The sequence below is a fragment of the Pseudoalteromonas sp. RW-H-Ap-1 genome (genome assembly GCF_048318575.1).
GTDB lineage: Bacteria > Pseudomonadota > Gammaproteobacteria > Enterobacterales > Alteromonadaceae > Pseudoalteromonas.
Genome location: NZ_CP166997.1, coordinates 294,135 through 315,063 on the forward strand (window position 1 = coordinate 294,135; position 20,929 = coordinate 315,063).

Consider the following 20,929-nt stretch of genomic DNA (forward strand, 5'->3'; position numbering starts at 1 on the left):
ATGCGACGAAGCTCGCATTTAAAACTACCAATGAATGCAGGTGGTAAAAGAAAACAAAAGCTGTAAAGGGGGTTTACAGCTTAATCTGTATTTTTTACTTTAGTTATTGGTTGAACAAAGCGCTTTTATCTCTTCAATAATTGCAATGCCTAGGGGATTATCGCCATGCACACAAATGCTGTCAGCAACCAGTTTCAACGATTTTCCAGATTGAGTAGTCACACTGTTACTGGCTAAAAGCTGTTTAACCTGAGCTAATAATGCGTCTTTATTATGCACACTACCGGCTATACTTCGTGGTACTAATTGCCCTTGGTCTGTGTACTGCCTGTCTGCGAACGCCTCTAATATCAGTGTGAGCCCAAGGTGGCGTGCCATTGTTTTGTGTAGCTTAGCATCGGCTGTGGCGAGTATCATTAGCTTTAAGTTAGCGGGGTAACTGGCAACCGCACCCATAACAGTGGTGAGTAGCTGCTGGTTTTTCATCATGTCGTTATAAAGCGCACCATGGGGTTTTACATAGCTAAGGGTTAGCCCTTGTACTTTTGCCATGCCATCAAGGGCGGCTATTTGATAGTGCAAACATTGAGTGAGCTCAGCCACGCTCATGCTCATTGAACGCCTACCAAATCCTTGCTTATCGGGATAGCTTGGGTGAGCGCCAATCATAACATTATGTTGTTTAGCCAGCTTTAGGGTATGCGCCATTACACTTGAATCACCTGCATGAAAGCCACAAGCAATATTTGCCATATCAATATGGGGCATAACATCGTTATCAAGGCCCATTTGCCATGCGCCAAAGCTCTCGCCTAAATCACAATTAAGTTTCATATTAATGACTCATCGATTGTTTAATAGTGACCGGTAATTGGCCTTTGGCTGGAGCTTGGCCTAATAATACTTTCGCCAGTGCAGTAAAAGCAGGCCCAGATACCAGCTCGTTTTTGTCTACATCAATATTGTAGGCGTAGGAAGCAAGTACTGCATCAGCATAGTTACCAAATTGTGCAATGTCATACGGTGCTCGCAAACTAATAAATACAGTTGGAGTGTGTTTTTGTTTAGCCATTTTTAGTAATGACTCAAGCGCTTTCGGTTGCTCTGCGTTATTTAAGGCAAAGTTTGGGTTATCGGCTAAGTCATCCATACCGCCAATTTCCACTGCACTTTGATTCGGCGTTGCATTGCCAGCAATAACAATACTTGCTTGGTTTATGTTGCGCTGCGCTTCACTTGGGTCAAAGCCCTGTAAGCTGCTGCAACTAAAACTGAGTGGTTGTGAACTTAACGCACTAATTGCTTGTTGCATTGCCATGCACTTGCGGGTGTCGGGCATAATAATATGAATATGCTGATCAGCGCCAAGTTTAAGCGGCAGCGTATTATTGTTATTTTTTATTTGGGTAATTGCCGCTAATGCCAGTGATGCTTCCAATTCGCGATGTGCTTTATTACCAATAATGTGTTTGGCATTGGCCAATGCATTAATGGGGTTAGGTAAAGCGTTTAATTTAAATTGATGTTTAAGTGAGGTAATTCGCTGCGTCGAATGAGCAATTTCGTCTGCGTCTAGTTGCTCTGTTTTAACAGCACTGACTAAAGAGTTAATGAGCGCATCAAGTTTATTTATATCCTCAGGCGTTCTAATTTCTATTGGCATCAGCGCAATATCAACCCCAGCTGCAAAGGTGTTTATAATCGCTTGAGTTGGGCTAAAAAAATGGCTAATACCGGCCATATCAAGTGCATCGGTTACCACTACGCCTTGATAGTTCAGCTCATCGCGAAGGATATCGGTCATGATTTTACGTGACATGGTCGCGGGTTTAATCATTTGCTTACCGTCTACATTGGTTAATGTACTGCTATCAAGCTCAGGGTATTGAATATGCGCGGTCATTATCATCCCAGGACTATGCTGCTCAATAATCTGTTTAAACGGCGCTAAATCTTGAGCGTAAATGACTTCTTTTGAATGCATCACTTTAGGTAAGCCGGTATGGCTATCTACATTGGTATCGCCATGTCCTGGAAAGTGTTTTATAGCGCTAATTATACCGTTTTTTTCAAACTCAATAACTTGTGCTGCACCCATTGCCGCAACTTCATCGGGGGTTTCACTAAAAGAGCGTACATTAATAACCGGATTGTCAGGGTTCATGTTTACATCAACCGTTGGCGCATAATTTACATTAATACCAAGCACCGAGAGTTCAGTGGCCAGTATATTTGCCGTTTGGGTTGCGAAATAAGTACCGTGCTCAGGATAAGTTGCGCCAATTGACATATTACCGGTGAATGAGGTGGCCACATCACGAGGTAAACGAGCTACGCGTCCGCCTTCTTGGTCAATAGAAATAAACAGTGGTAGGCCTGACTTAGATTTAGATGCAGCTTGTTGTAGCTGCTGATTAAGGTTAATTATTTGTTCTATGTTTTGGGTGTTTTCAGAAAATAAAATCACCCCGCCAATATCATAACGACTTATTGCTTTTGCTAATTCATCGGGCAATTCGGTTAATGGCGTTCTGCAGCGTTGGCTACTGCCTTGCTGACAAAAATAGCGTAAATCGAGCATAAGCTTTTGCCCTAGTTGCTGCTTAAGTGACAGCGCAGAATCGGCAAAAGAAGATTTTATTGGCATGAAACATCCGATTAAAAAAAGAGAAGACGATAACAAGTACTTATTTAGCAACACACACCTCAAGGCTAAATAAAAATAAAGTACACGCAGCTTAACTATTATTGAGCTTAACTGCAAAACCCAGCAAATATAAATCGTATGATTTAATCATCCTTAAAATAACAAAAATTAGGTCACATAGTGCGATTTATGTATTATATTAATGATGTATGCAGTGCATAGCAGTCGTTTTTATTTGCTTAGGATGATATTAAGTTGCGTTTTCGATCACCATTTACTTTTAAACTTAGGCAATTAATTCTTTTGTTAGCTATGCCCGCTGCAGCTGCTATTTTGTTTAGTGGTTTATATATTAGTTATCAAGTCCAAAAAGAACGGGTAATAGAAGATACCCTGCAAAGTAATCATGTATTTGCCAGTAAGTTAGCCTCAGCAACTGAGCACTTTTTAACAGCAGCGATGCAGCAACTTGAGTTTTCAGCCAAAATTATTGCCGATGATATTACCAACACTGAGTTACTTCAATCTGAAACCGATCGGCTTTTAAATCAGACGCATAGCTTTAATTCGGTGGCAATTAACATGCAAGGTGTTGTTAAAGCAGCCTCACCTGTGTCTTTAAATATTATTAATAAAACGGTTAATTCAGTCCATTCTAAGCTGGCTCTTAAATCGCAGCAGCCGCAGGTTAGTCTGCCTTATATTTCGCTTGCGAATAATTTAATTATTGTCGTTTCTTATCCACTGTTTGATTCGGTAGGGAATTATTATGGTTATATTGGCGGTAGCTTCTATTTAGAGCAGCAGAGTATTTTAAATGCTTTGTTAAAACAACATAGTTACGATGGCGGAGCGTACTTTTATGTGGTTGCTGATAATAAAACCTTACTTTATCACCCTGATTCTAAGCGCATTGGCGAGCAAGTATTTAATAACCCAGTTATAGAGCGAGTTTTGCAAGGTGAAGATGGATTCACTCGGGTTATAAATAGCCAGGGAGTGGCTATGCTGGCCGGGTTTTCCCACGTAGGACTTGCTAATTGGGGGATTGTTGCCCAGCGAAGTGAAGCGGCAACCCTTGCTACGCTTGATACTTTTCAAGGGCAGGTGCTTAAGCGAATGTTACCCATAGTAATCATTACTTTTTTATTAATTGCTATGTTAGCTCACTATATTGCTAAGCCGTTAAGATTATTAGCCGATAGCGCTAATTTATCGACCGATAAGAAAAACGTGGATCATCTTAAAAGTATTAAGTCTTGGTACTTCGAAAGTAACCAGCTTAAACACGCGATGTTAGAAGGCATTCATGTTTTGCAATCGCAAATGGGACAATTACGTCAAGATGCACTTACCGATCCGCTAACCGGCGCGCATAACCGGCGGGGTTTAAACATATTGCTTGAAAATTTGATGGATAAGCAGATCCCGTTTGCAGTGCTTGAAATTGATATCGACTTCTTTAAACGGGTTAATGATACCTTTGGCCATGATACGGGTGATGAAGTATTAAAAACCCTTACTCGTATTATACAATCGTTATCGCGCAAGCATGATATTGTGTCACGCACTGGTGGAGAAGAGTTTTTACTGGTATTACCTAACGAAAATAGTGATAGTGCGTTTGTTATCGCTGAGCGTTTACGTAACCAAGTAGCCACCACATCAATGGCAAAAGTAGGCTACATAAATGCATCTATTGGTATCGCTACTTGGCCACAGCATAGCGATGATATCGATCAAGTATATAAATGCGCTGACAAAGCGCTCTATCACGCGAAGGAAACGGGCCGTAATAAAACCGTGATAGCCAATTTTTAAAAAAATTAACTTACCTTAAGTTTTATTTAAGTTTCGCCAATTAAATTCTATCTATAGATTTAATACAGGCGATGCTTTTATGCAACTAGCTCAACATCATTCACCCGCTGTGCGGTTTCAACAGCCTTTTCATTTTTTTACTGCTACGCAAAATGATGAGCACCGCCAGCGCCTTGAAAACACCGTTAAACAAGGGTTTTTAACGGCGTACAATGCTCACCTTACTTCATTTATGCCGTTACTATGCCAGTACCAAACTGTGCAAGGTCAGTGCACTTTAGGTTTAAGAAGTGCAACCTCTGCTTTATTTATTGAGCAATATTTAGCTGCGGCCATTGAACAATTTTTACCACCAGGCACACCGCGAAATACGGTGTTTGAGCTAGGTAACCTTTGCTCAACACATCGTAAAGCCACGTTATCTCACTTTATTATTGTAAATGAAGCTTTGCGCGGCTTTGGCGCGAGCTACTTAGTGTTTTGCGCTACCAAAAAAGTACGCGCCTTACTGCGCCTACTAGGTGTTACCTGCAACGAAATTGCACTGGCTAATAGCACTGTAGTTGATCAGCCAAAGAGCTGGGGTAGCTATTATGAGAATCAGCCTACGGTGTGCATTGTTAATTTAGCGCAGGCACATCAGCAAGTGCTAAACACACCCATGCTGTTAAATATTAAACAACAAAACACACAACAAGTTAATGCATTGATGACTGCGTTGGAGCGCTTATGAGCCTATTAAATAATATTAATAAGGTAGCGAATGAACCCGTGGTTGTTAGCTACTTAGCCAATCAGGTACTGCCTATAAGCGCTTTGGAGTTACAACAAGAAACCAATAAGCTGACAGCTATTTTTACCGCTTTAGACTCTGGTGCAATGGCCTTTCAGCTTGATAATACACCCGCTTGGCTGGTTGTGGATGCCGCAACCAGCGCTGCCAACAAGGTTGCGGTGCCTATTGCCCATTTTTTTAGTCAGCAGCAAACACAGTATGTGTTAGCTCAATGCGGTGCGCAGTTTTTTATTAGTGATATGCCTCGTCATTCGCTAGGTAAGCATTCGCTGTCAGTAACATTATTTGAGCATTATACCCTTTATATTTATCAGCTCGATGCGATTGAGCCTGTGGACTATTTTACTGGCACTCAAAAAATCACATTTACTTCAGGTTCTACTGGCGAGCCAAAAGGGGTGTGTTTATCAACACAAAGCCAGATGCAGGTAGCTCAGTCATTATGTGAGCAAATAAATATAAGTAAACCAACTCACTTATGTTTACTGCCACTACCTGTATTGCTAGAAAATATTGCAGGTATTTATGCGCCTTTGTTAAGTGGCGGTTGTGTACATTTAATGCCATTAAACGAATTAGGTTTTGTTGGCTCAGGGATAAAAAACCCTAACAAACTCATTAGCGCAATCGATAGTGTAAAACCTAACACCCTTATTTTAGTGCCTGAGTTATTAACGTGTTTAATTGCCTTTGCAAAACAAGGCTGGCAACCACCAAAGTCACTTAAGTTTATTGCTGTTGGCGGGGCGCGGGTTAGTGAGTCTTTAATTTTAACTGCACGAGAATATAACCTACCGGTTTATCAAGGTTATGGTCTGTCTGAGGCGGCCTCAGTAGTGAGTTTAAACACCCCAAATTATGACGATGTAAATAGTGCTGGTGAAGTACTAGGGCACGTTGAAACGAAAGTTGAAAATGGTGAGTTATTTATTAAAGGATCGTTATTTTTAGGGTATTTAAATCAAGCGCCGCATAACCCAAATACCTGGTACGCCACTGGCGACTTAGTATCTAAGCGTAATAATAAGCTGTACATAAAAGGGCGAGTAAAAAATCTGATCATCACCAGTATGGGGCGTAATGTTAGCGCTGAATGGCCTGAATCATTAATTTTAAGCCAAAGTGCGATACAGCAAGCGATGGTGTTTGGTGAAAGCCAGCCATTTTTAAGCGCGCTTATTTATGCGGCTCCCAAGTTTAGTGATGCGCAATTAACAGCACATTTAAAAACAGTAAACCAGCAACTTCCTGACTACGCACAGATTAAAAAGTGGCATCGTTTGGCCCAACCTTTAAACGAGCAGCAAGGGTTATTAACCGCTAATAATCGCCCTAAACGAGCGGCAATTAGCCAGCACTACAGCCCTATTTTTGAACAGTTTTACCGACTTGGAGAAGTGATCCATGAGTGATTTTTTTAATACATTAAAAGCACAAACTCAAAACGAGCGTGAGTACTTATTAGCTGCGCCAATTATACAGCGTGTATTTAACGGACAAGCCACGCTTGAAGAGTACGCCTCGTTTTTAGCGCAGGCTTATCATCATGTAAAACACACTGTTCCTTTAATGATGTCACTTGGCGCACGTTTAACTGATGAGCAAGAATGGTTACGTGAAGCGGTAGCTGAATATATTGAAGAAGAAATTGGTCATCAAGAGTGGGTGCTAAACGACATTGCAGCCTGTGGGTTTGATAAAGAAAGTGTGCGTCATAGTCAGCCACAATTCGCCACTGAAATGATGGTGTCGTATGCCTACGATAGTATTGCACGTAAAAATCCGCTTAGCTTTTTTGGCATGGTTCACGTATTAGAGGGGACCTCAATTGCGCTAGCCGACGGTGCCGCATCAAACATAGCGAATGCAATAGGGCTTCCTAAAAAAGCGTTTAGCTATTTAACCTCTCACGGCGCGCTTGATATAGAGCATGTTAAGTTTTTTGAAAACTTAATGAATCAAATTACCGACGAGGCGGATCAGCAGGCTATTTTACATGGCGCAAAATGTTTTTACCGTTTGTACGGCGATATTTTTCGCGCTTTAGACGACGAGCCGTTTTTTAAAGCATCAGCACAAGAGCAACACGCATGAATACCGGCTTATGTGTATTAACTGGTGCGACAGGTGGAATTGGTCAAGCCATTGCCAAAACACTACACGGCCAAGGTTGGCAACTACTCTTGGTGGGGCGAAATAGTGATGCCCTCAATACGCTAAGTAGCCAATGTCCCGGTAGTATGGTTTTTGTGGGGGATTTAAAGGTTGCCGAAAACATGTTGGCACTCGCCATTAAAGCCAAAAAATTAGGGGGCGCTAAGTTGCTCATAAACAATGCAGGTATTAATGTAATGCAAAGCTTAAGTGCATCGAGTAGTGAGCAAATTGATAATCTACTGAGCACTAATTTAGCCGTCCCTATGAAATTATGTCAGCTGTTTTTAGCGCAGTTGCATGCGAATAAAGGCTCCATAGTTAATGTTGGGTCGTCATTTGGCAGTATAGGTTACCCATATCAAACACTTTACTGTGCTAGTAAGTTCGGTTTACGTGGTTTTAGCGAAGCGCTATCACGAGAGCTTTCAGATACACCCGTTAAAGTTAGTTATTTAGCACCAAGAGCAACCGATACAGATATTAATGATGCACAAACACGAGCAATGAATAAGGCGCTTGGTAATCAAATGGACTCCCCGCAGACGGTGGCTGATGAGTTAGTTGCGTTATTAAACTCAAATAAAACCAGACGATTTATTGGTTTTCCTGAGAAGCTTTTTGTACGTATCAATGGTGTTTTTCCACGTATTGTGGATAACGCAATTGCTAAACAGCTCCCTAAAATAAAACAGTTTTTAGGTTAATAGAGGATTTATTATGAAAAAATTTACTTTAGTAGCTTATTTAAGCATTGTTAGTGTGTTTTCATCGCCGGTATTTGCAGACGAACAAAGCGATTTACTCGCTATTCAACAGCAGTGGGCGGTTGCTAATTATGAGCTTAAAGATGATGCACAAATCAAAGCCTTTACTCAACTAAGTGAGCAAAGTGCTCAATTTATTGAAAGCTACCCTGATTCAGCAAATAGCTATACGTGGAACGGCATTGTACTGGCCAGTTTTGCTGGCGCAAAGGGCGGGTTAGGGGCGCTGGGCTATGCTAAAGATGCAAAAGCGTCATTAGAGCAAGCCCTTAAAATAGACGACAGTGCTTTAGGTGGCTCAGCGTATGCAAGCCTTGCAACCTTATACAGTAAGGTGCCCGGTTGGCCTATTGGTTTTGGTGATGATGACACCGCCGACAAGTTTTTTAAGCAAGCGCTCACTTTTAACAAAAAAGGCATTGATACTAACTACTTGTATGGTGAGTTTTTATATGACGAACGTGAATATGAGCAAGCTAAAGCCCATTTGTTAGTTGCGCAAGCAGCAGGTATTCGTGATACTCGTGCTAAAGCTGATAAATATCGTCAACAAGCAATTAGCTCTTTATTAGCTAAAGTAGATAAAAAACTACAGAGATAACAAAATAAACAATGCATTTATTATTAGTTGAAGATGATCATCTTGTGGCGCAAGGGCTTTGCCGCTCATTGCGCCAAGAAGGCTACAGTGTAGAGCATAGCGCAACGGTTAAGCATGCATTGCAATGCTTAGGCAGTGGTGAAATAGAGTTGGTTATACTTGACCTAGGTTTACCCGATGGTGATGGTTCACAAATTCTAAAGCACATAAAAGCGCAAAAAAAGTGATTCCGGTGGTTATACTAACTGCACGAAGTAGCATAGATGACAAGGTGCAAGGGCTTGATATGGGCGCTGATGATTATTTAGCTAAGCCATTTGAACCAGCCGAATTATTTGCTCGTTTGCGCGTAGCGAGCCGACGAGTAAATCAAGCTCAGTCGAGTTTATTACAGTGTGGTGAAGTGACTATGGACACGTCAGCGCATAGTGTCACACTCAGCAATGAGCTGCTTTCTCTGCCACGAAAAGAATACATGCTGCTAAAGGCACTATTGGAAAACCAAGGTCGCGTGCAATCTAAACAGCAGTTAGAAAACAAGCTGTATCAGTGGGGTGAAGAGGTTGGCTCTAACACCATTGAAGTGCATATTCATCACCTACGAAAAAAATTCCCCAGCGATTTTATTAAAACTCTCCGTGGTATTGGTTATGTCATAGGAAAGAGATAGTTCACGTGATTAAAACGCCCCTAGATTGCACAAACTTGAATTTACTAAGGTAACCATACTCTATGTCAATTCGTAAGCGTTTAACTCTTATTTTACTATCAATGATGGTGTTAACGTGCTTTTTAGCTTTAGTCAAAGGCTACCAAAAAAGTATGAGCCATGGTGAGCAATTACTCGATAGTGAGCTAAAAGTAGTCGCTGGAGTGTTGATGCAACAGCCTTTATCTATAAACGCCATGGCGCCAAAAATGCAAGAAAGCGCCCAGTTACTGTATCAAATTTGGCAAGCTGGTGAGCTCCTTAGTGGCTCTGACGAATTAAATCTTGATTTGAGCCAGTATCAAGCGGGTTTTCAAACGCTTAATATTGCAGGGCAGCGAATGCGGGTATTCGTTTTTGTCACTTCTTTACGCACCGTGATTGTTGCCGAGCCGATTGCTAAGCGGTTTGAACTTGCCGAGGCAGTGATTTTATCAGCCATGTTGCCTATGCTTTGGGCGGTTCCTTTGCTTGCGCTATTTATTAGCTTTTTTGTTAAATATGCCCTGGCACCATTAACCCGTTTATCAAAACAGTTAGCTCTGCGCCAAGCAAATGATTTTACTGCGATCAATTGGCAGGTGACTGATGAAGAGATAAAACCGGTGATCAGCCGCTTAAACGATTTATTTAAACGCGTAGAAACCGCCTATTTACGAGAGCGTTTTTTTGCCTCTGATGCGGCACATGAATTACGTACTCCCCTGAGCAGTTTAAAAATTAATGTGCATAATTTGGCTGCTCAACAAGGCGATAACCAAGAATTACAGGCCATGACTCAAGGTATTAACCGACTATCCAATATAGTAGAGCAAATGCTAATATTAGGGCGTACTCAGCCAGAGCAGTGGCAAAAACAGTTTAAGGAGCTGTCATTATTAGCGATCACGCAAGAAGGTGTTAGCCAGTTGTATGAAAAAATAGAGGCTAAAAACCACACTATTAGTCTTGAGGGAGATGACTTTATCATTAACGGTGATGAATTTACCTTAGTGACGTTGATTTCAAACCTACTTAGTAATGCCATAAAGTACGCACCAGCCAATGGACAAATAAAAATAACGCTAAAGCAGATGCACAAGCAGCGTATTTGGCAAATAGAAGACAGTGGCCCAGGTATGACGGACGATCAAAAACAACGGATATTTAACCGTTTTTATCGTGTTGGCGGTGACCAACACCCTTCGGGTGAACAAGGTGCGGGTTTGGGCATGGCAATAGTGCAGCATATTATTGCTATTTATCGCGCTGAAATTCACTTAACGGATAGTGATTTGGGTGGCTTAAAAGTACAGGTAGTTTTTGCAGGAGCTAAATGTGATTAAACGACTTATTAGGCCTTACTTATATTGTTGTGTATTTTTATCATTTAACGCCGCCAGTAAAGACTATCTTATTGTACTTAAAGATCATTTGTTTTACCCCGCAGAAATCGTCGTGCCAGCTAATAAAAAGGTACGCTTGTTAATCGAAAACCAAGATAGTACGCCTGAAGAGTTCGACAGTTTCGATCTCAATCGAGAGAAAGTACTTTACCCTAAGCGCAAAAGCGTTATTTATATCGGGCCGTTAATACCTGGGCGTTATGAATTTTTTGGCGAGTTTTCGCCCAATACGGCACGTGGTGCTGTCATAGTGACTGAAAAGGAGCGCTCTAATGCTAATAACTAGTCTAGTGATGAGTCTAAACCAGTTACTGCCGGTGGCCATTTTACTTATTTTACTCCAAGTTGTAGCCAAGCAAAGTTTAATGAAATTGCTGGGAGGGCTTATTTTAGGGATCGGGCTTTCATTTTTGTTTGTAAAAAGTGCGCCGTTAATTAGCCCCTTGTTTGACTATCAGGGTTTAGAATATGCCCAAATTGGTTTGTGTATTTTAATTTTTATTAGTGCACTGTACTACGCCATTAAACAAGCAACAGCTGCTTTTATGATTGCGATTATCAGCGTAATGACACTTTATTTAAGTCACTACATTATTTACCTGATTGGCTTTTGGCAAAACAACGAAGCGGCACAAAGTTTATTTATTGGCACTTTTTTAGGTTTGGGAATATGCAGCAGCTTTAGCGTGTTGTTGTATTTTTTATTGAGTGCAATCAAACAGCGCTTTGGACTTACCCCTTTATTGGTATTGTTAGCATTAAATAGTGCGGCAAAACTAGTTGTGGCGCTTGATTTGGCGAGCCAAATTGATTTGATAGCAACAACGGTAACCGTATGGGATTTACGTGCCATTTTAACCGAAAACTCAGAGTTTGGACGAGTATTGCGCGCTCTGATTGGTTATGAGGCTACGCCTAATTTAACCAGTGTTTTAAGCTATGCGTTGAGCAGCGTGTTATTTTTATCTGTTTGTTATTTTATTCCTAAATTAATCACTAAGGAAAAATCATGAAAGCAATAAACCTATTTGCAGCCACTGTATTAATTGGTTTTTGTTTATTAATACCTAAGCTGGCTTATGCTGATGGCATAGTAGTAGATAAAGTTTATCATCCGTATGTGTTGCCGTTTGAGCGCGAGTTAGAATGGCGGCTTGTGTCGCATCAAACCGACAGTGGTAATATTTTAGCGCAGCGCGTTGGCTTAGGCGGCGCAATAAACGACACCATGGCATTGGAAGGCTACATCGTGGGTGAGCGCGATGATAACGGTGACTTTGGCTTGCAAGCGTATGAATTGGAGCTTCGTTGGCAGTTAATAGAGCAAGGCCGGTTATGGGCTGATTGGGGCGCATTATTTGAATTTGAAAAACAGCATGACGCCGACGCATACGAAGCAACCACCGGCTTTGTAATTGAAAAAGAGTTTGGTCGTGCAAGCCTCACCATGAATGCTTTTTTAGTATACGAATGGGGGCAAGATATAGAGAACGAATGGGAAAGCGAGTTTAGAGCGCAGTATCGCTACCGATACTTGTCTGCTTTTCAGCCCGCGGTTGAGGTGTATCTTGGTGAAGACTTTGTGGGTATTGGCCCTGGGTTTATAGGCTTGCATCGCTTTGATGGACAAAAACAATTAAAGTGGGAAGCCGGTTTTATTACTGAAATCAGCCAGTCAGAGAAGAATCATAGCTTTAGAATGGCGTTAGAATTTGAATTTTAAGCTGCTTAAACAAGTGCTTAACATGTAAAGTGAGCTGCGAAGGTTATTTTATTAATTAAATCACATAAAGGGTTGACTTACCCCTGTAACTCTATATAGTAGGCCTCAGCTAGAAAGAAAGCATGATAATTTATAAATCTCCATTTCGTTGTTGTATAAGTAATACTTGTAGTACCGTCCTGAAGTTTTTAAGTACCATCTCATTTTTTGCTACACCGCCCATTAGGGCACAATTTAATTTTTTATATCAGGAATAATACTATGTCTAACATCGTATCAGGTACAGTTAAGTGGTTCAACGAGTCTAAAGGTTTTGGTTTCATCGAGCAAGAAAACGGTCCAGACGTTTTCGCACATTTCTCAGCAATCAAAAGCGAAGGTTTCAAAACTTTAGCTGAAGGCCAACGTGTAGAGTTCACTCTTTCACAAGGTCAAAAAGGTCCTCAAGCTGATAACATCACAGCTCTATAATTTTACTTTTTAAGTAAAATGAAAAAAAGCGCTTAAGGCGCTTTTTTTGTGCCCAAAATTTAAGAACATCCCACCACCGCTTTAGCATTCTCGTCATTTTATTGCTATTTACGTCATCTGCTATTTTAACATTACAAACAGCGTTATAAATTAATAGTCTCTACGAGTTTTCTAGGTTAAAGTTATTACTTAAACCACAGGGGGTGTGTATCTATAAATTTATATTATTAGCTTTTGTGCTGTTATTTAGCCAAAAAATTCAGGCTGCTGAGCCTAAGCTGGTTATTTATACCGAAAGTTTTCCTCCGTATAACTTTCAAAGTAGTGCTGGCCAATTGGCGGGTATTAATCATGATATAGTAAAAGATGCCTGTGTCCGTGCCGCACTAGAGTGCGAGTTTATTATGCTACCCTGGAAGCGCGCTTACCACTTAGTGCAAAATAACCCACAGTCAGCCATTATTTCTTTGGCAAAAACGCAAGAGCGAGAACCTCTTTTTCAATGGGTTGGACCCTTGGTGTCAAATCAAACCTATTTTTATAAATTAAAAACCAGCGAACATATTGTGATGGACGATATCACCCAAGCTAAAAACTATTCGTTAGGCATAGTGCGTGGTGATATTTATGAAATGCTGGTGCGCCGACTTGGGTTTGTAGCTGATAAAAACTTATTGCTATTTAGCGACACTGACTCGTTTATGCGACTGTTTTTTAAAAAACGCATCGATTTAATTATTGGATCTAACTTTACCATTGACCATCAAACTGAGCCGTTTGGATACTCTAGAGATGATTTAGTAAAGCTCGAACAAATTCATGTAGATGAACTTAAAGGCAATCATATTGGTTTTAATAAAGCCGCTTCACCTGTGATCGTAGAACGTTTTAATCAAGCTCTAAAGCAACTTAAAGCAGAGTCTGGCTATGAACCTTACATTAACCGTTATGTAAAAAATTAAAGCTTAGGTCGGCCAAGCGCAGAAAAGCTCAAAAAGTTCCCGCTTAATAATGCCTATATTACCTCTTCACAGCCATTCATCCTTGTTAACTTCGCACTCTTAAGCGCCTTTTGTAAAGGGCTGACAATTAAATGCTTCTGCAGTTACACAGTTGTTCATATTTTTTAGTGAGTGCAATGATGGCTTTTTATGGCGTAAGGAGTGCGTGAATGAAGGTTTAGCAAAGCATAATTTTGGGGGGCGAGTTGTTGAGGATTTAGAAAGTAGAGGCTATAAAAACGATAAAAGGGCCTTGCGGCCCTTGGTGAAGTATCGTTCAAGTCAGATAGTGCTTTAACCCCTTAAAGCGCTATCCTATTGTTTTGCAACAGATGGATCATCTCTTTAAGTTTCTAAGCTAGCGAGAGGAAAAACCCAGCAATTGCTGCGCTCATAAGGTTAGCCATAGATCCTGCTAACACTGCTCTGAGCCCTAAGCGTGCGATATCCTTTCGCCGACTAGGCGCCATACCGCCTAATCCACCTAGTAAAATGGCTATCGATGATAAGTTAGCAAATCCACACAATGCAAAAGTAACAATTGCTTGCGTGTGAGCACTTAACGTATCGCGATAATTTATAAAGTCTAAGTAAGCAACAAACTCGTTTACTACTATCTTTTGACCAATAAAGCTGCCGGCTATAATTGCTTCATCCCACGGTACACCGAGTAACCATGCAACAGGAGCAAATAAATAGCCTAATATTTCTTGAAGCGTCAATGTTGGGTAATCGAACCACCCACCAACGCCGCCTAATAAACCGTTTAGTAGAGCAATTAACGCCACGAAGGCAAGTAGCATTGCACCTACGTTAAGTGCTAGATGCATGCCGTTAGCTGCGCCTGATGCTGCTGCATCAATTACATTAACTGGTTTATCATCATCACTTAAATCTAAATCTGCTAAGTTATCTTTAGGAGTTTCTGTTTCTGGCACAATCATTTTTGCCATTAAAAAACCACCTGGCGCCGCCATAAAGCTTGCCGCAATAAGATACTTAAGGTCTACACCAATAATTACGTAACCGGCCATTACAGAGCCTGCTACAGTGGCTAAACCACCTACCATTACTGCAAACAATTCAGACTTAGTCATTGTTGCTATAAATGGCTTAACTATTAGCGGTGCTTCAGTTTGGCCCACAAAAATATTGGCCGTTGCTGAAAGCGATTCTGTACGCGAGGTTTTCAAAAGCTTTTGTAAACCACCGCCTAAAATTCTAATTATCCAATCCATAATGCCAAGGTGATATAAAACAGCTACAAGCGCTGAGAAAAACACAATAACCGGCAATACTTGAATTGCGAATATAAAACCAAGCGTATCTTGCGACGCTAGCGGACCAAATAAAAACCCAATACCGTCATTTGCATAACCAATAACCGATGAAACAGCTGCTGACATGCTTGTTAATACATTTTTGCCTGCTTCAAAAAACAGAACAAAACCGCCAATAACGACTTGCATAGCAAACGCTATACCAACGGTTCTTAAACTAATTGCTTTGCGGTTAGTTGAAGCCGCAAAGGCAATGCCTAGTAGCACCATCATGCCTACTAAGCTCATAAATGTTGTCATACAAACGTTTCCCGTTGTTATTCTTGTAAAATGTATTTTATTTTACTTTTTATAATATCAATCGCAACGCGATTCATACCGCCTCGAGTCACAACTAAATCAGCGTTATGCTTTGAAGGCTCAATAAATTGATAAAACATCGGTCTAACAGTTGCTTGATATTGCTCAACAACAGATTGTAATGTTCTGCCTCTTTGTTCCATGTCGCGCTGCATTCGGCGCATTAAACAAATATCTAGCGGTGTATCTATAAACACCTTAATATCAAATTCTTTATTAAGTGCTTTATCGCTCAGTAATAAAATACCTTCTACAATGAGTATTTTAGCCGAAGCCACACGGCGTGTTTTATCGCTGCGTGTATGTTGGGCATAATCATAAGTTGGTACTTCAACTGAGTGGCCATTACGAAGTTGTGTTAAATGCTCAAGCATTAATTCGTGTTCAAATGCATCAGGATGGTCGTAATTCGTTTGCGTACGGTGTGCCATCGGCAAATGCGATTGATCCTTGTAATAAGCATCTTCTTCAATAATGGCGATAGCGCCTGGTTCAAGCTCATTCACCAATTCATTGTATATTGTTTGGCTAAATAGAGATTTGCCGGACGCCGATGCGCCTGCAATAGCTATAATAGTTCGTGTCACTAAAGTTCTCACCCACACAGAAGGATATATTGTTGGTAGATCACAATAGCAAAAAAGACACGATTAATCTCTTTTGCTTCGCTTAAGAGTGCAAATTTATAATGTTTAGGTTTTATGAAACAGGACTTATGTCCTGTACGGAAAAATCGAAGAGCGGATAAAGTAACCACCTAGAACAGATGTGAGGTCACAATGGCAAGAGCAATTATCTTAATGGCGGATAGTTTAGGAATTGGCGCAGCACCCGATGCAGATAAATTCGGTGATGTAGGTGCTAATACATTCGCACATTTACTCAAGGCATATTATGACGAAACTGGCAGCAAGCTTTCGCTTCCTAACCTTTCAAAATTAGGGTTAGTAGATGCATGTGAAGCCGCTGGTAAAGAACCCTGTTTAATTGCTGATCGCAATGAGCCACAAGGCGCGTGGGGTTATGCAAAAGAGCTTTCAAGCGGAAAAGACACGCCATCGGGACATTGGGAAATGGCTGGCGTGCCGGTGTTATTTGATTGGGGATATTTCCCAAAAACACAACCGAGTTTCCCACAAGAATTTGTAGACGAGTTTATTGCTCGTACAGGTATTCCGGGCATTTTAGGCAATTGCCATGCATCGGGAACCACCATTTTAGAGCAGCTAGGTGAAGAGCACGTAAAAACAGGTAAACCAATCTGTTACACCTCAGCTGACAGTGTGTTTCAAATAGCCGCGCATGAAGAATCATTCGGCCTAGAGAAGCTTTATCAAGTATGCGAAATCGCACGGGCGCTGCTTGATGAAATGAATATAGGACGAGTGATTGCGCGGCCATTTTTGGGTTCAAATAGTCAAGACTTTGCCAGAACCGGTAATCGTCGTGATTATTCAGTATTACCACCTTCGCCAACATTGCTTGATGTACTTGCAAAAGACGGTGGCGAAGTAATTAGTATTGGTAAAATTTCAGATATTTATGCGCACCAAGGCATTACCCAAAAGCATAAAGCACCAGGGTTAATGAACTTGCTAGAAAAAACTAGTGAAGTGATGGCAACTGCGCAGGATCACAGTTTGATTTTTACCAATTTAGTTGATTTTGATGAAAAGTTTGGCCATCGCAGAAATCCTGTTGGCTATGCTAAAGCGCTAAAAGAGTTTGATGATTACTTACCAACTATTTTAGAGCAATTAAAGCCAGATGATTTATTAATGATCACCGCCGATCATGGCTGTGACCCTACCTTTCCAGGGTCAGAGCACACTCGTGAGTATGTGCCAGTTATTGCTTATCAGCCAGGAATGAACAACACGCCACTGGGTGAGCGCAATAGCTTTGCTGATATCGGTCAAACACTTGCGCAATGGTTTAACCTAAAAGCGTTAGAGTATGGTGATGGCTTTGTCGATAAGCTAAATACAGTTAAGTAATTTAAAAATACGCTACTATATTTTTAAAGTAATAGGGCTTTTAGCCAAACAAAAGGAAAACAATCAATGAGTACTCCGCATATCAGTGCAAACGTAGGTGATTTTGCCGAAACAGTATTAATGCCAGGCGATCCGCTACGCGCACAATATATTGCTGAAAACTTTTTAGATGATGCAGTGCAAGTAACTGGCGTACGTAACATGTACGGCTTTACTGGAACTTACAAAGGTAAGCCAGTGAGCATTATGGGTTCTGGCATGGGCATTCCTTCAATGTCAATTTATGCTCGTGAGCTTATTGTTAGTTTTGGCGTTAAAAATATTATCCGTATTGGTACCTGTGGTGGTATTGGCAGCGATATTAAAATTCGCGACGTAATCTTTGCACAAGGTGCAAGCACAGATTCTAACGTGAACCGTGCCCGCGTTCGTGGTACTGACTTTGCAGCGATTGCTAACTTTGATTTACTTTTAAACGGCGTTAATGCGGCTAAAGATTTAGGCATTGATGCAAAAGTAGGTAACGTATTTACTACCGATACTTTCTATCAAGCTGATGACACTTTCTATAAAGACTTAGATAAATTAGGTGTACTTGCTGTAGATATGGAAACAGCTGGCCTATACGGCGTAGCAGCAGAGTATGGCGCAAAAGCAATGGCTTTATTTACCGTAAGCGATCACGTGATCACCGGCGAAGCAACACCTGCCGATGAGCGTCAAACCACGTTCAACGAAATGGTTAAAATTGCCCTAGAGTCAATTTAATTAACTAAATAACCTGAACTTTGGTTAAGAGATTTACTATCCAGAGTTCAGGTTAAATATAACAGTTCCTTGGTAACGTATTCACTAAGTTTTGGAGACACGCCCAAAGTGAAGTGAGACTAAACCCCCAAAGCCGCATTTTATGCGGCTTTTTTTATGCCTGAGATTTTGATGCGAGCTTCGGGCCAAGGGCTTCGAGCTTTATGTTCCTAGGTTTTAGCACTAGCTCGCAGCTCGTCACTCGAAGCCCGTTGTTTTCTCATTTACTCTCATTCACTTCTCTGTGTTTAAACAAGAAATTAGACTTTAGATGTCAGATTAAAATACGCGAGGTAAACTTTCGCCTACTGATATGGTTACCTTCTAAATTTACTTTAGGCGGGGCTTTATGCCGTGCAAGGTCATTAATTAAAAAATATTTACCATCGAGAACACTGAGTTTACAGAGAAATGCTTAAAAAATACCAATCCACCTCTGTGTAGCGCAAAGCGCCTCGGAACCCTCTGTGGTGAAAAATTGTTTTTAGCAGTAAGTGCCTTTCGTAGCAGCGATTTTATATCGCGTCAGGTCTAGGATATTAAACACAAATGCGCGAGGTAAACTCCCGCCTACTGATATGGTTAACTTCTAAATTTACTGTAGGCGGAGCTTTATGCCGCGCAAGGTCATTATTCACAAAGAGGGCAAAGAGACGCTGCGCTGAAAGAGTAGATTAAAGATCTCAGGTTTTAGCACTAGCTCGTTGCTCGATACTCGAAAACCGTAGCCCGTTGTGTTCCCATTTATTTCCCTGTCAGTATTTATAACTTAATGCTAATGTTTAAGTTATAAAGCTTGCCTTTAAAGTGAACAATTTTAAAGTTTTAGCTGATAGCTGAAAAACGTCTTAAACTCTGGAGTAACTATGTCTAATTGGATTGATGCGACAGTAAAGTCAGTCAAATGGTGGAATGAATCGTTATTTAGCATAACCGTTCACGCTGATGTAGAGCCGTTTAAAGCAGGGCAATTTACAAAGCTTTCTATTATGGACGGTGATAAACGTATAGCTCGCGCCTACTCTTATGTTAACGCCCCTCAAAGTCCTGATTTAGAGTTTTACCTCATTAACGTGGTTGATGGTTTACTATCCTCTCATTTAGCCACTCTCAAACCAGGTGACACCGTATTAATAGAGCGCCGAGCAACTGGTTTTTTTACTCTAGATGAAGTGCCAGCAAGTGAGCAATTGTGGATGCTGAGTACAGGCACAGCAATTGGGCCATTTTTATCAATGCTACAGCACAGCGAAGTATGGCAAAAATATCAACACATAAATTTAGTGCATGGGGTACGGAAAAATAGCGATTTAAGCTATCAGGAGCTTATTGGCAAACTAAAAAGATTATACCCTAGTCAACTCAACTATATTCCGGTTGTTAGCCGTGAGGCGCCTTTACAGGGCTTAGCTGGTAGAATTACCACAGTGATTGAAAACAACGCTTTATATGAGCACGTTGGATTATGCGCCACACCAAATAACGCGCAATTTATGTTGTGTGGTAATCCGCAAATGGTTAAAGACACCACAGAATTATTATTGGCTCAAAACTATAAGCGTAATCGCCGAAAAGAGCCGGGGCATATCACTGTTGAGCAGTATTGGTAGTGAGTTATAACGTTATAATAACTATCTCAGAGGCCTAAAATTTGCTATGTTGCGCTTTAATTGCATTTAGTCTTTGTACTTAGGAAATCCATGAAATCTTTATTTATTATTTGTGCCTGTTTATTGGCCGCTTTCACGTTAAATAGTCATGCTATAGAGCAATCAACACAGCTGGACGAGACTAAACAAACACAGCAAAAAAACGCACCGCAGCAACAAGATGCGCTTGATACATTAAGCCAAGAGGCTAATACACCAAAAAAGCCGGTTGTTGAGAAAGTAAAAGCAGATGACTCTCAAGTACTGGGCAGTGAATCAACAAAGCCCGCACAGCAGCCTAATAGTAAAGCTGATAAAGCACAGGCTGTTGCGCAAGCTGAGCAAGCAGTAACACAAGCAAAAGAAGCACTCACAGCAAGGCAACAAGCCAAAGCAAAACAGTCTCGCGAGTCACTGGCTGTTGTTGAGCAATTAGTAAACGCTTACAACGCGCGTAACATTGAAGAATTTATTCGCATGTATGATGAAGATGTTGAGTTTTATATTTTCCCGAATGAGCTATTATTTAAAGGCAAAGAAAAACTAATAGCGCGTTATGGCATTATGTTTAAAAAACTTAAGTGTCTGCGCTCATCACCAATTAAGCGTATTGTGCATGGTGACATTGTAATAGACCATGAGCTATCAGAAACCTGTTCAACGGATGCGAACGTTATAGATAAACGTTCAGAGCTTATTTCAAGTTATCAGATCAAAGATGGTAAAGTGGTTAGAGTTTTATTTTTTAGGTAATTATTAAT

At 40.8% G+C, this 20,929-nt stretch carries 20 protein-coding genes and 1 pseudogene; 17 read left to right on the top strand and 4 right to left on the bottom strand.

Annotated elements, in window-relative coordinates; translation table 11 throughout:
• Positions 1-99 precede the first annotated feature (99 nt).
• Together AB8618_RS17780 and AB8618_RS17785 are read right to left on the bottom strand one after the other, a co-directional pair.
• Positions 100-834 carry a 5-oxoprolinase subunit PxpA gene (locus AB8618_RS17780; protein WP_413403434.1) on the bottom strand — a complete coding sequence of 245 codons (735 nt, stop codon included), beginning with the start codon at positions 832-834 and terminating at the stop codon, positions 100-102.
• Position 835: 1 nt separating this feature from the next.
• Positions 836-2,647, bottom strand: a complete 1,812-nt coding sequence (locus AB8618_RS17785) for a glycoside hydrolase family 3 N-terminal domain-containing protein (RefSeq protein WP_413403436.1) — start codon at positions 2,645-2,647, stop codon at positions 836-838.
• Positions 2,648-2,959: 312 nt separating this feature from the next.
• Between AB8618_RS17785 and AB8618_RS17790 the strand changes: the two genes are divergently transcribed.
• The 13 genes and pseudogenes from AB8618_RS17790 (at position 2,960) to AB8618_RS17850 (ending at position 14,036) form a co-directional block, all read left to right on the top strand.
• Positions 2,960-4,468 carry a diguanylate cyclase gene (locus AB8618_RS17790; protein WP_418157368.1) on the top strand — a complete coding sequence of 503 codons (1,509 nt, stop codon included), beginning with the start codon at positions 2,960-2,962 and terminating at the stop codon, positions 4,466-4,468.
• Positions 4,469-4,547: 79 nt separating this feature from the next.
• Positions 4,548-5,201, top strand: coding sequence for a thermostable hemolysin (locus AB8618_RS17795; RefSeq protein ID WP_409426066.1), 654 nt, complete (start codon positions 4,548-4,550; stop codon positions 5,199-5,201).
• Entirely contained in the window at positions 5,198-6,676 is a 1,479-nt protein-coding gene (locus AB8618_RS17800) for an AMP-binding protein (RefSeq protein WP_409426067.1), read from the top strand. The genes AB8618_RS17795 and AB8618_RS17800 overlap by 4 nt, the downstream gene beginning before the upstream one ends.
• On the top strand, positions 6,669-7,358 hold the full coding sequence (locus tag AB8618_RS17805; protein ID WP_203987739.1) for a TenA family transcriptional regulator: 690 nt from the start codon (positions 6,669-6,671) through the stop codon (positions 7,356-7,358). The genes AB8618_RS17800 and AB8618_RS17805 overlap by 8 nt, the downstream gene beginning before the upstream one ends.
• A complete protein-coding gene (locus AB8618_RS17810) occupies positions 7,355-8,125 on the top strand; it encodes an SDR family oxidoreductase (RefSeq protein ID WP_409426068.1) in 771 nt (256 codons plus the stop codon). The genes AB8618_RS17805 and AB8618_RS17810 overlap by 4 nt, the downstream gene beginning before the upstream one ends.
• A gap of 13 nt (positions 8,126-8,138) precedes the next feature.
• Complete coding sequence (locus AB8618_RS17815) at positions 8,139-8,786, top strand: hypothetical protein (RefSeq protein ID WP_409426069.1); 648 nt, start codon at positions 8,139-8,141, stop codon at positions 8,784-8,786.
• 11 nt (positions 8,787-8,797) lie between these two features.
• Positions 8,798-9,456 (top strand): annotated as a pseudogene (locus AB8618_RS17820) (response regulator).
• 62 nt (positions 9,457-9,518) lie between these two features.
• Positions 9,519-10,820, top strand: a complete 1,302-nt coding sequence (locus tag AB8618_RS17825) for an ATP-binding protein (RefSeq protein WP_409426070.1) — start codon at positions 9,519-9,521, stop codon at positions 10,818-10,820.
• Positions 10,813-11,166 carry a cupredoxin domain-containing protein gene (locus AB8618_RS17830; RefSeq protein ID WP_010388691.1) on the top strand — a complete coding sequence of 118 codons (354 nt, stop codon included), beginning with the start codon at positions 10,813-10,815 and terminating at the stop codon, positions 11,164-11,166. Before AB8618_RS17825 ends, AB8618_RS17830 begins: the two co-directional genes overlap by 8 nt.
• Positions 11,153-11,893 (top strand): iron transporter, encoded by a 741-nt coding sequence (locus AB8618_RS17835; protein ID WP_409426071.1) that lies wholly within the window; start codon positions 11,153-11,155, stop codon positions 11,891-11,893. The genes AB8618_RS17830 and AB8618_RS17835 overlap by 14 nt, the downstream gene beginning before the upstream one ends.
• Positions 11,890-12,603 (top strand): hypothetical protein, encoded by a 714-nt coding sequence (locus AB8618_RS17840; RefSeq protein WP_138609250.1) that lies wholly within the window; start codon positions 11,890-11,892, stop codon positions 12,601-12,603. Before AB8618_RS17835 ends, AB8618_RS17840 begins: the two co-directional genes overlap by 4 nt.
• Positions 12,604-12,864: 261 nt before the next feature.
• A complete protein-coding gene (locus tag AB8618_RS17845; protein ID WP_008467029.1) occupies positions 12,865-13,074 on the top strand; it encodes a cold-shock protein in 210 nt (69 codons plus the stop codon).
• Between the two features lie 236 nt (positions 13,075-13,310).
• On the top strand, positions 13,311-14,036 hold the full coding sequence (locus AB8618_RS17850) for a substrate-binding periplasmic protein (RefSeq protein ID WP_232735485.1): 726 nt from the start codon (positions 13,311-13,313) through the stop codon (positions 14,034-14,036).
• Positions 14,037-14,428: 392 nt separating this feature from the next.
• Here the strand turns inward: AB8618_RS17850 and AB8618_RS17855 are convergent, their stop codons facing one another.
• Both AB8618_RS17855 and udk read right to left on the bottom strand, forming a co-directional pair.
• The gene (locus AB8618_RS17855; RefSeq protein ID WP_138609254.1) at positions 14,429-15,655 is read right to left on the bottom strand and encodes a NupC/NupG family nucleoside CNT transporter; all 1,227 of its coding nucleotides are present in this window, start codon (positions 15,653-15,655) and stop codon (positions 14,429-14,431) included.
• A 17-nt stretch (positions 15,656-15,672) separates the two neighbouring features.
• Positions 15,673-16,302 (bottom strand): uridine kinase, encoded by a 630-nt coding sequence (udk, locus tag AB8618_RS17860; protein ID WP_008110733.1) that lies wholly within the window; start codon positions 16,300-16,302, stop codon positions 15,673-15,675.
• Between the two features lie 192 nt (positions 16,303-16,494).
• Here udk and AB8618_RS17865 point away from each other — a divergent pair, with 192 nt between their 5' ends.
• The 4 genes from AB8618_RS17865 to AB8618_RS17880 all read left to right on the top strand — a co-directional run bounded on the left by AB8618_RS17865 (position 16,495) and on the right by AB8618_RS17880 (position 20,921).
• The gene (locus AB8618_RS17865) at positions 16,495-17,712 is read left to right on the top strand and encodes a phosphopentomutase (RefSeq protein WP_138609256.1); all 1,218 of its coding nucleotides are present in this window, start codon (positions 16,495-16,497) and stop codon (positions 17,710-17,712) included.
• Positions 17,713-17,778: 66 nt separating this feature from the next.
• Positions 17,779-18,480, top strand: a complete 702-nt coding sequence (gene deoD / locus AB8618_RS17870) for a purine-nucleoside phosphorylase (RefSeq protein WP_008110728.1) — start codon at positions 17,779-17,781, stop codon at positions 18,478-18,480.
• 905 nt (positions 18,481-19,385) lie between these two features.
• Complete coding sequence (locus tag AB8618_RS17875; protein WP_409426073.1) at positions 19,386-20,129, top strand: ferredoxin--NADP reductase; 744 nt, start codon at positions 19,386-19,388, stop codon at positions 20,127-20,129.
• Positions 20,130-20,219: 90 nt separating this feature from the next.
• A complete protein-coding gene (locus AB8618_RS17880; RefSeq protein ID WP_178957019.1) occupies positions 20,220-20,921 on the top strand; it encodes a nuclear transport factor 2 family protein in 702 nt (233 codons plus the stop codon).
• The last annotated feature ends 8 nt before the right edge of the window (positions 20,922-20,929 follow it).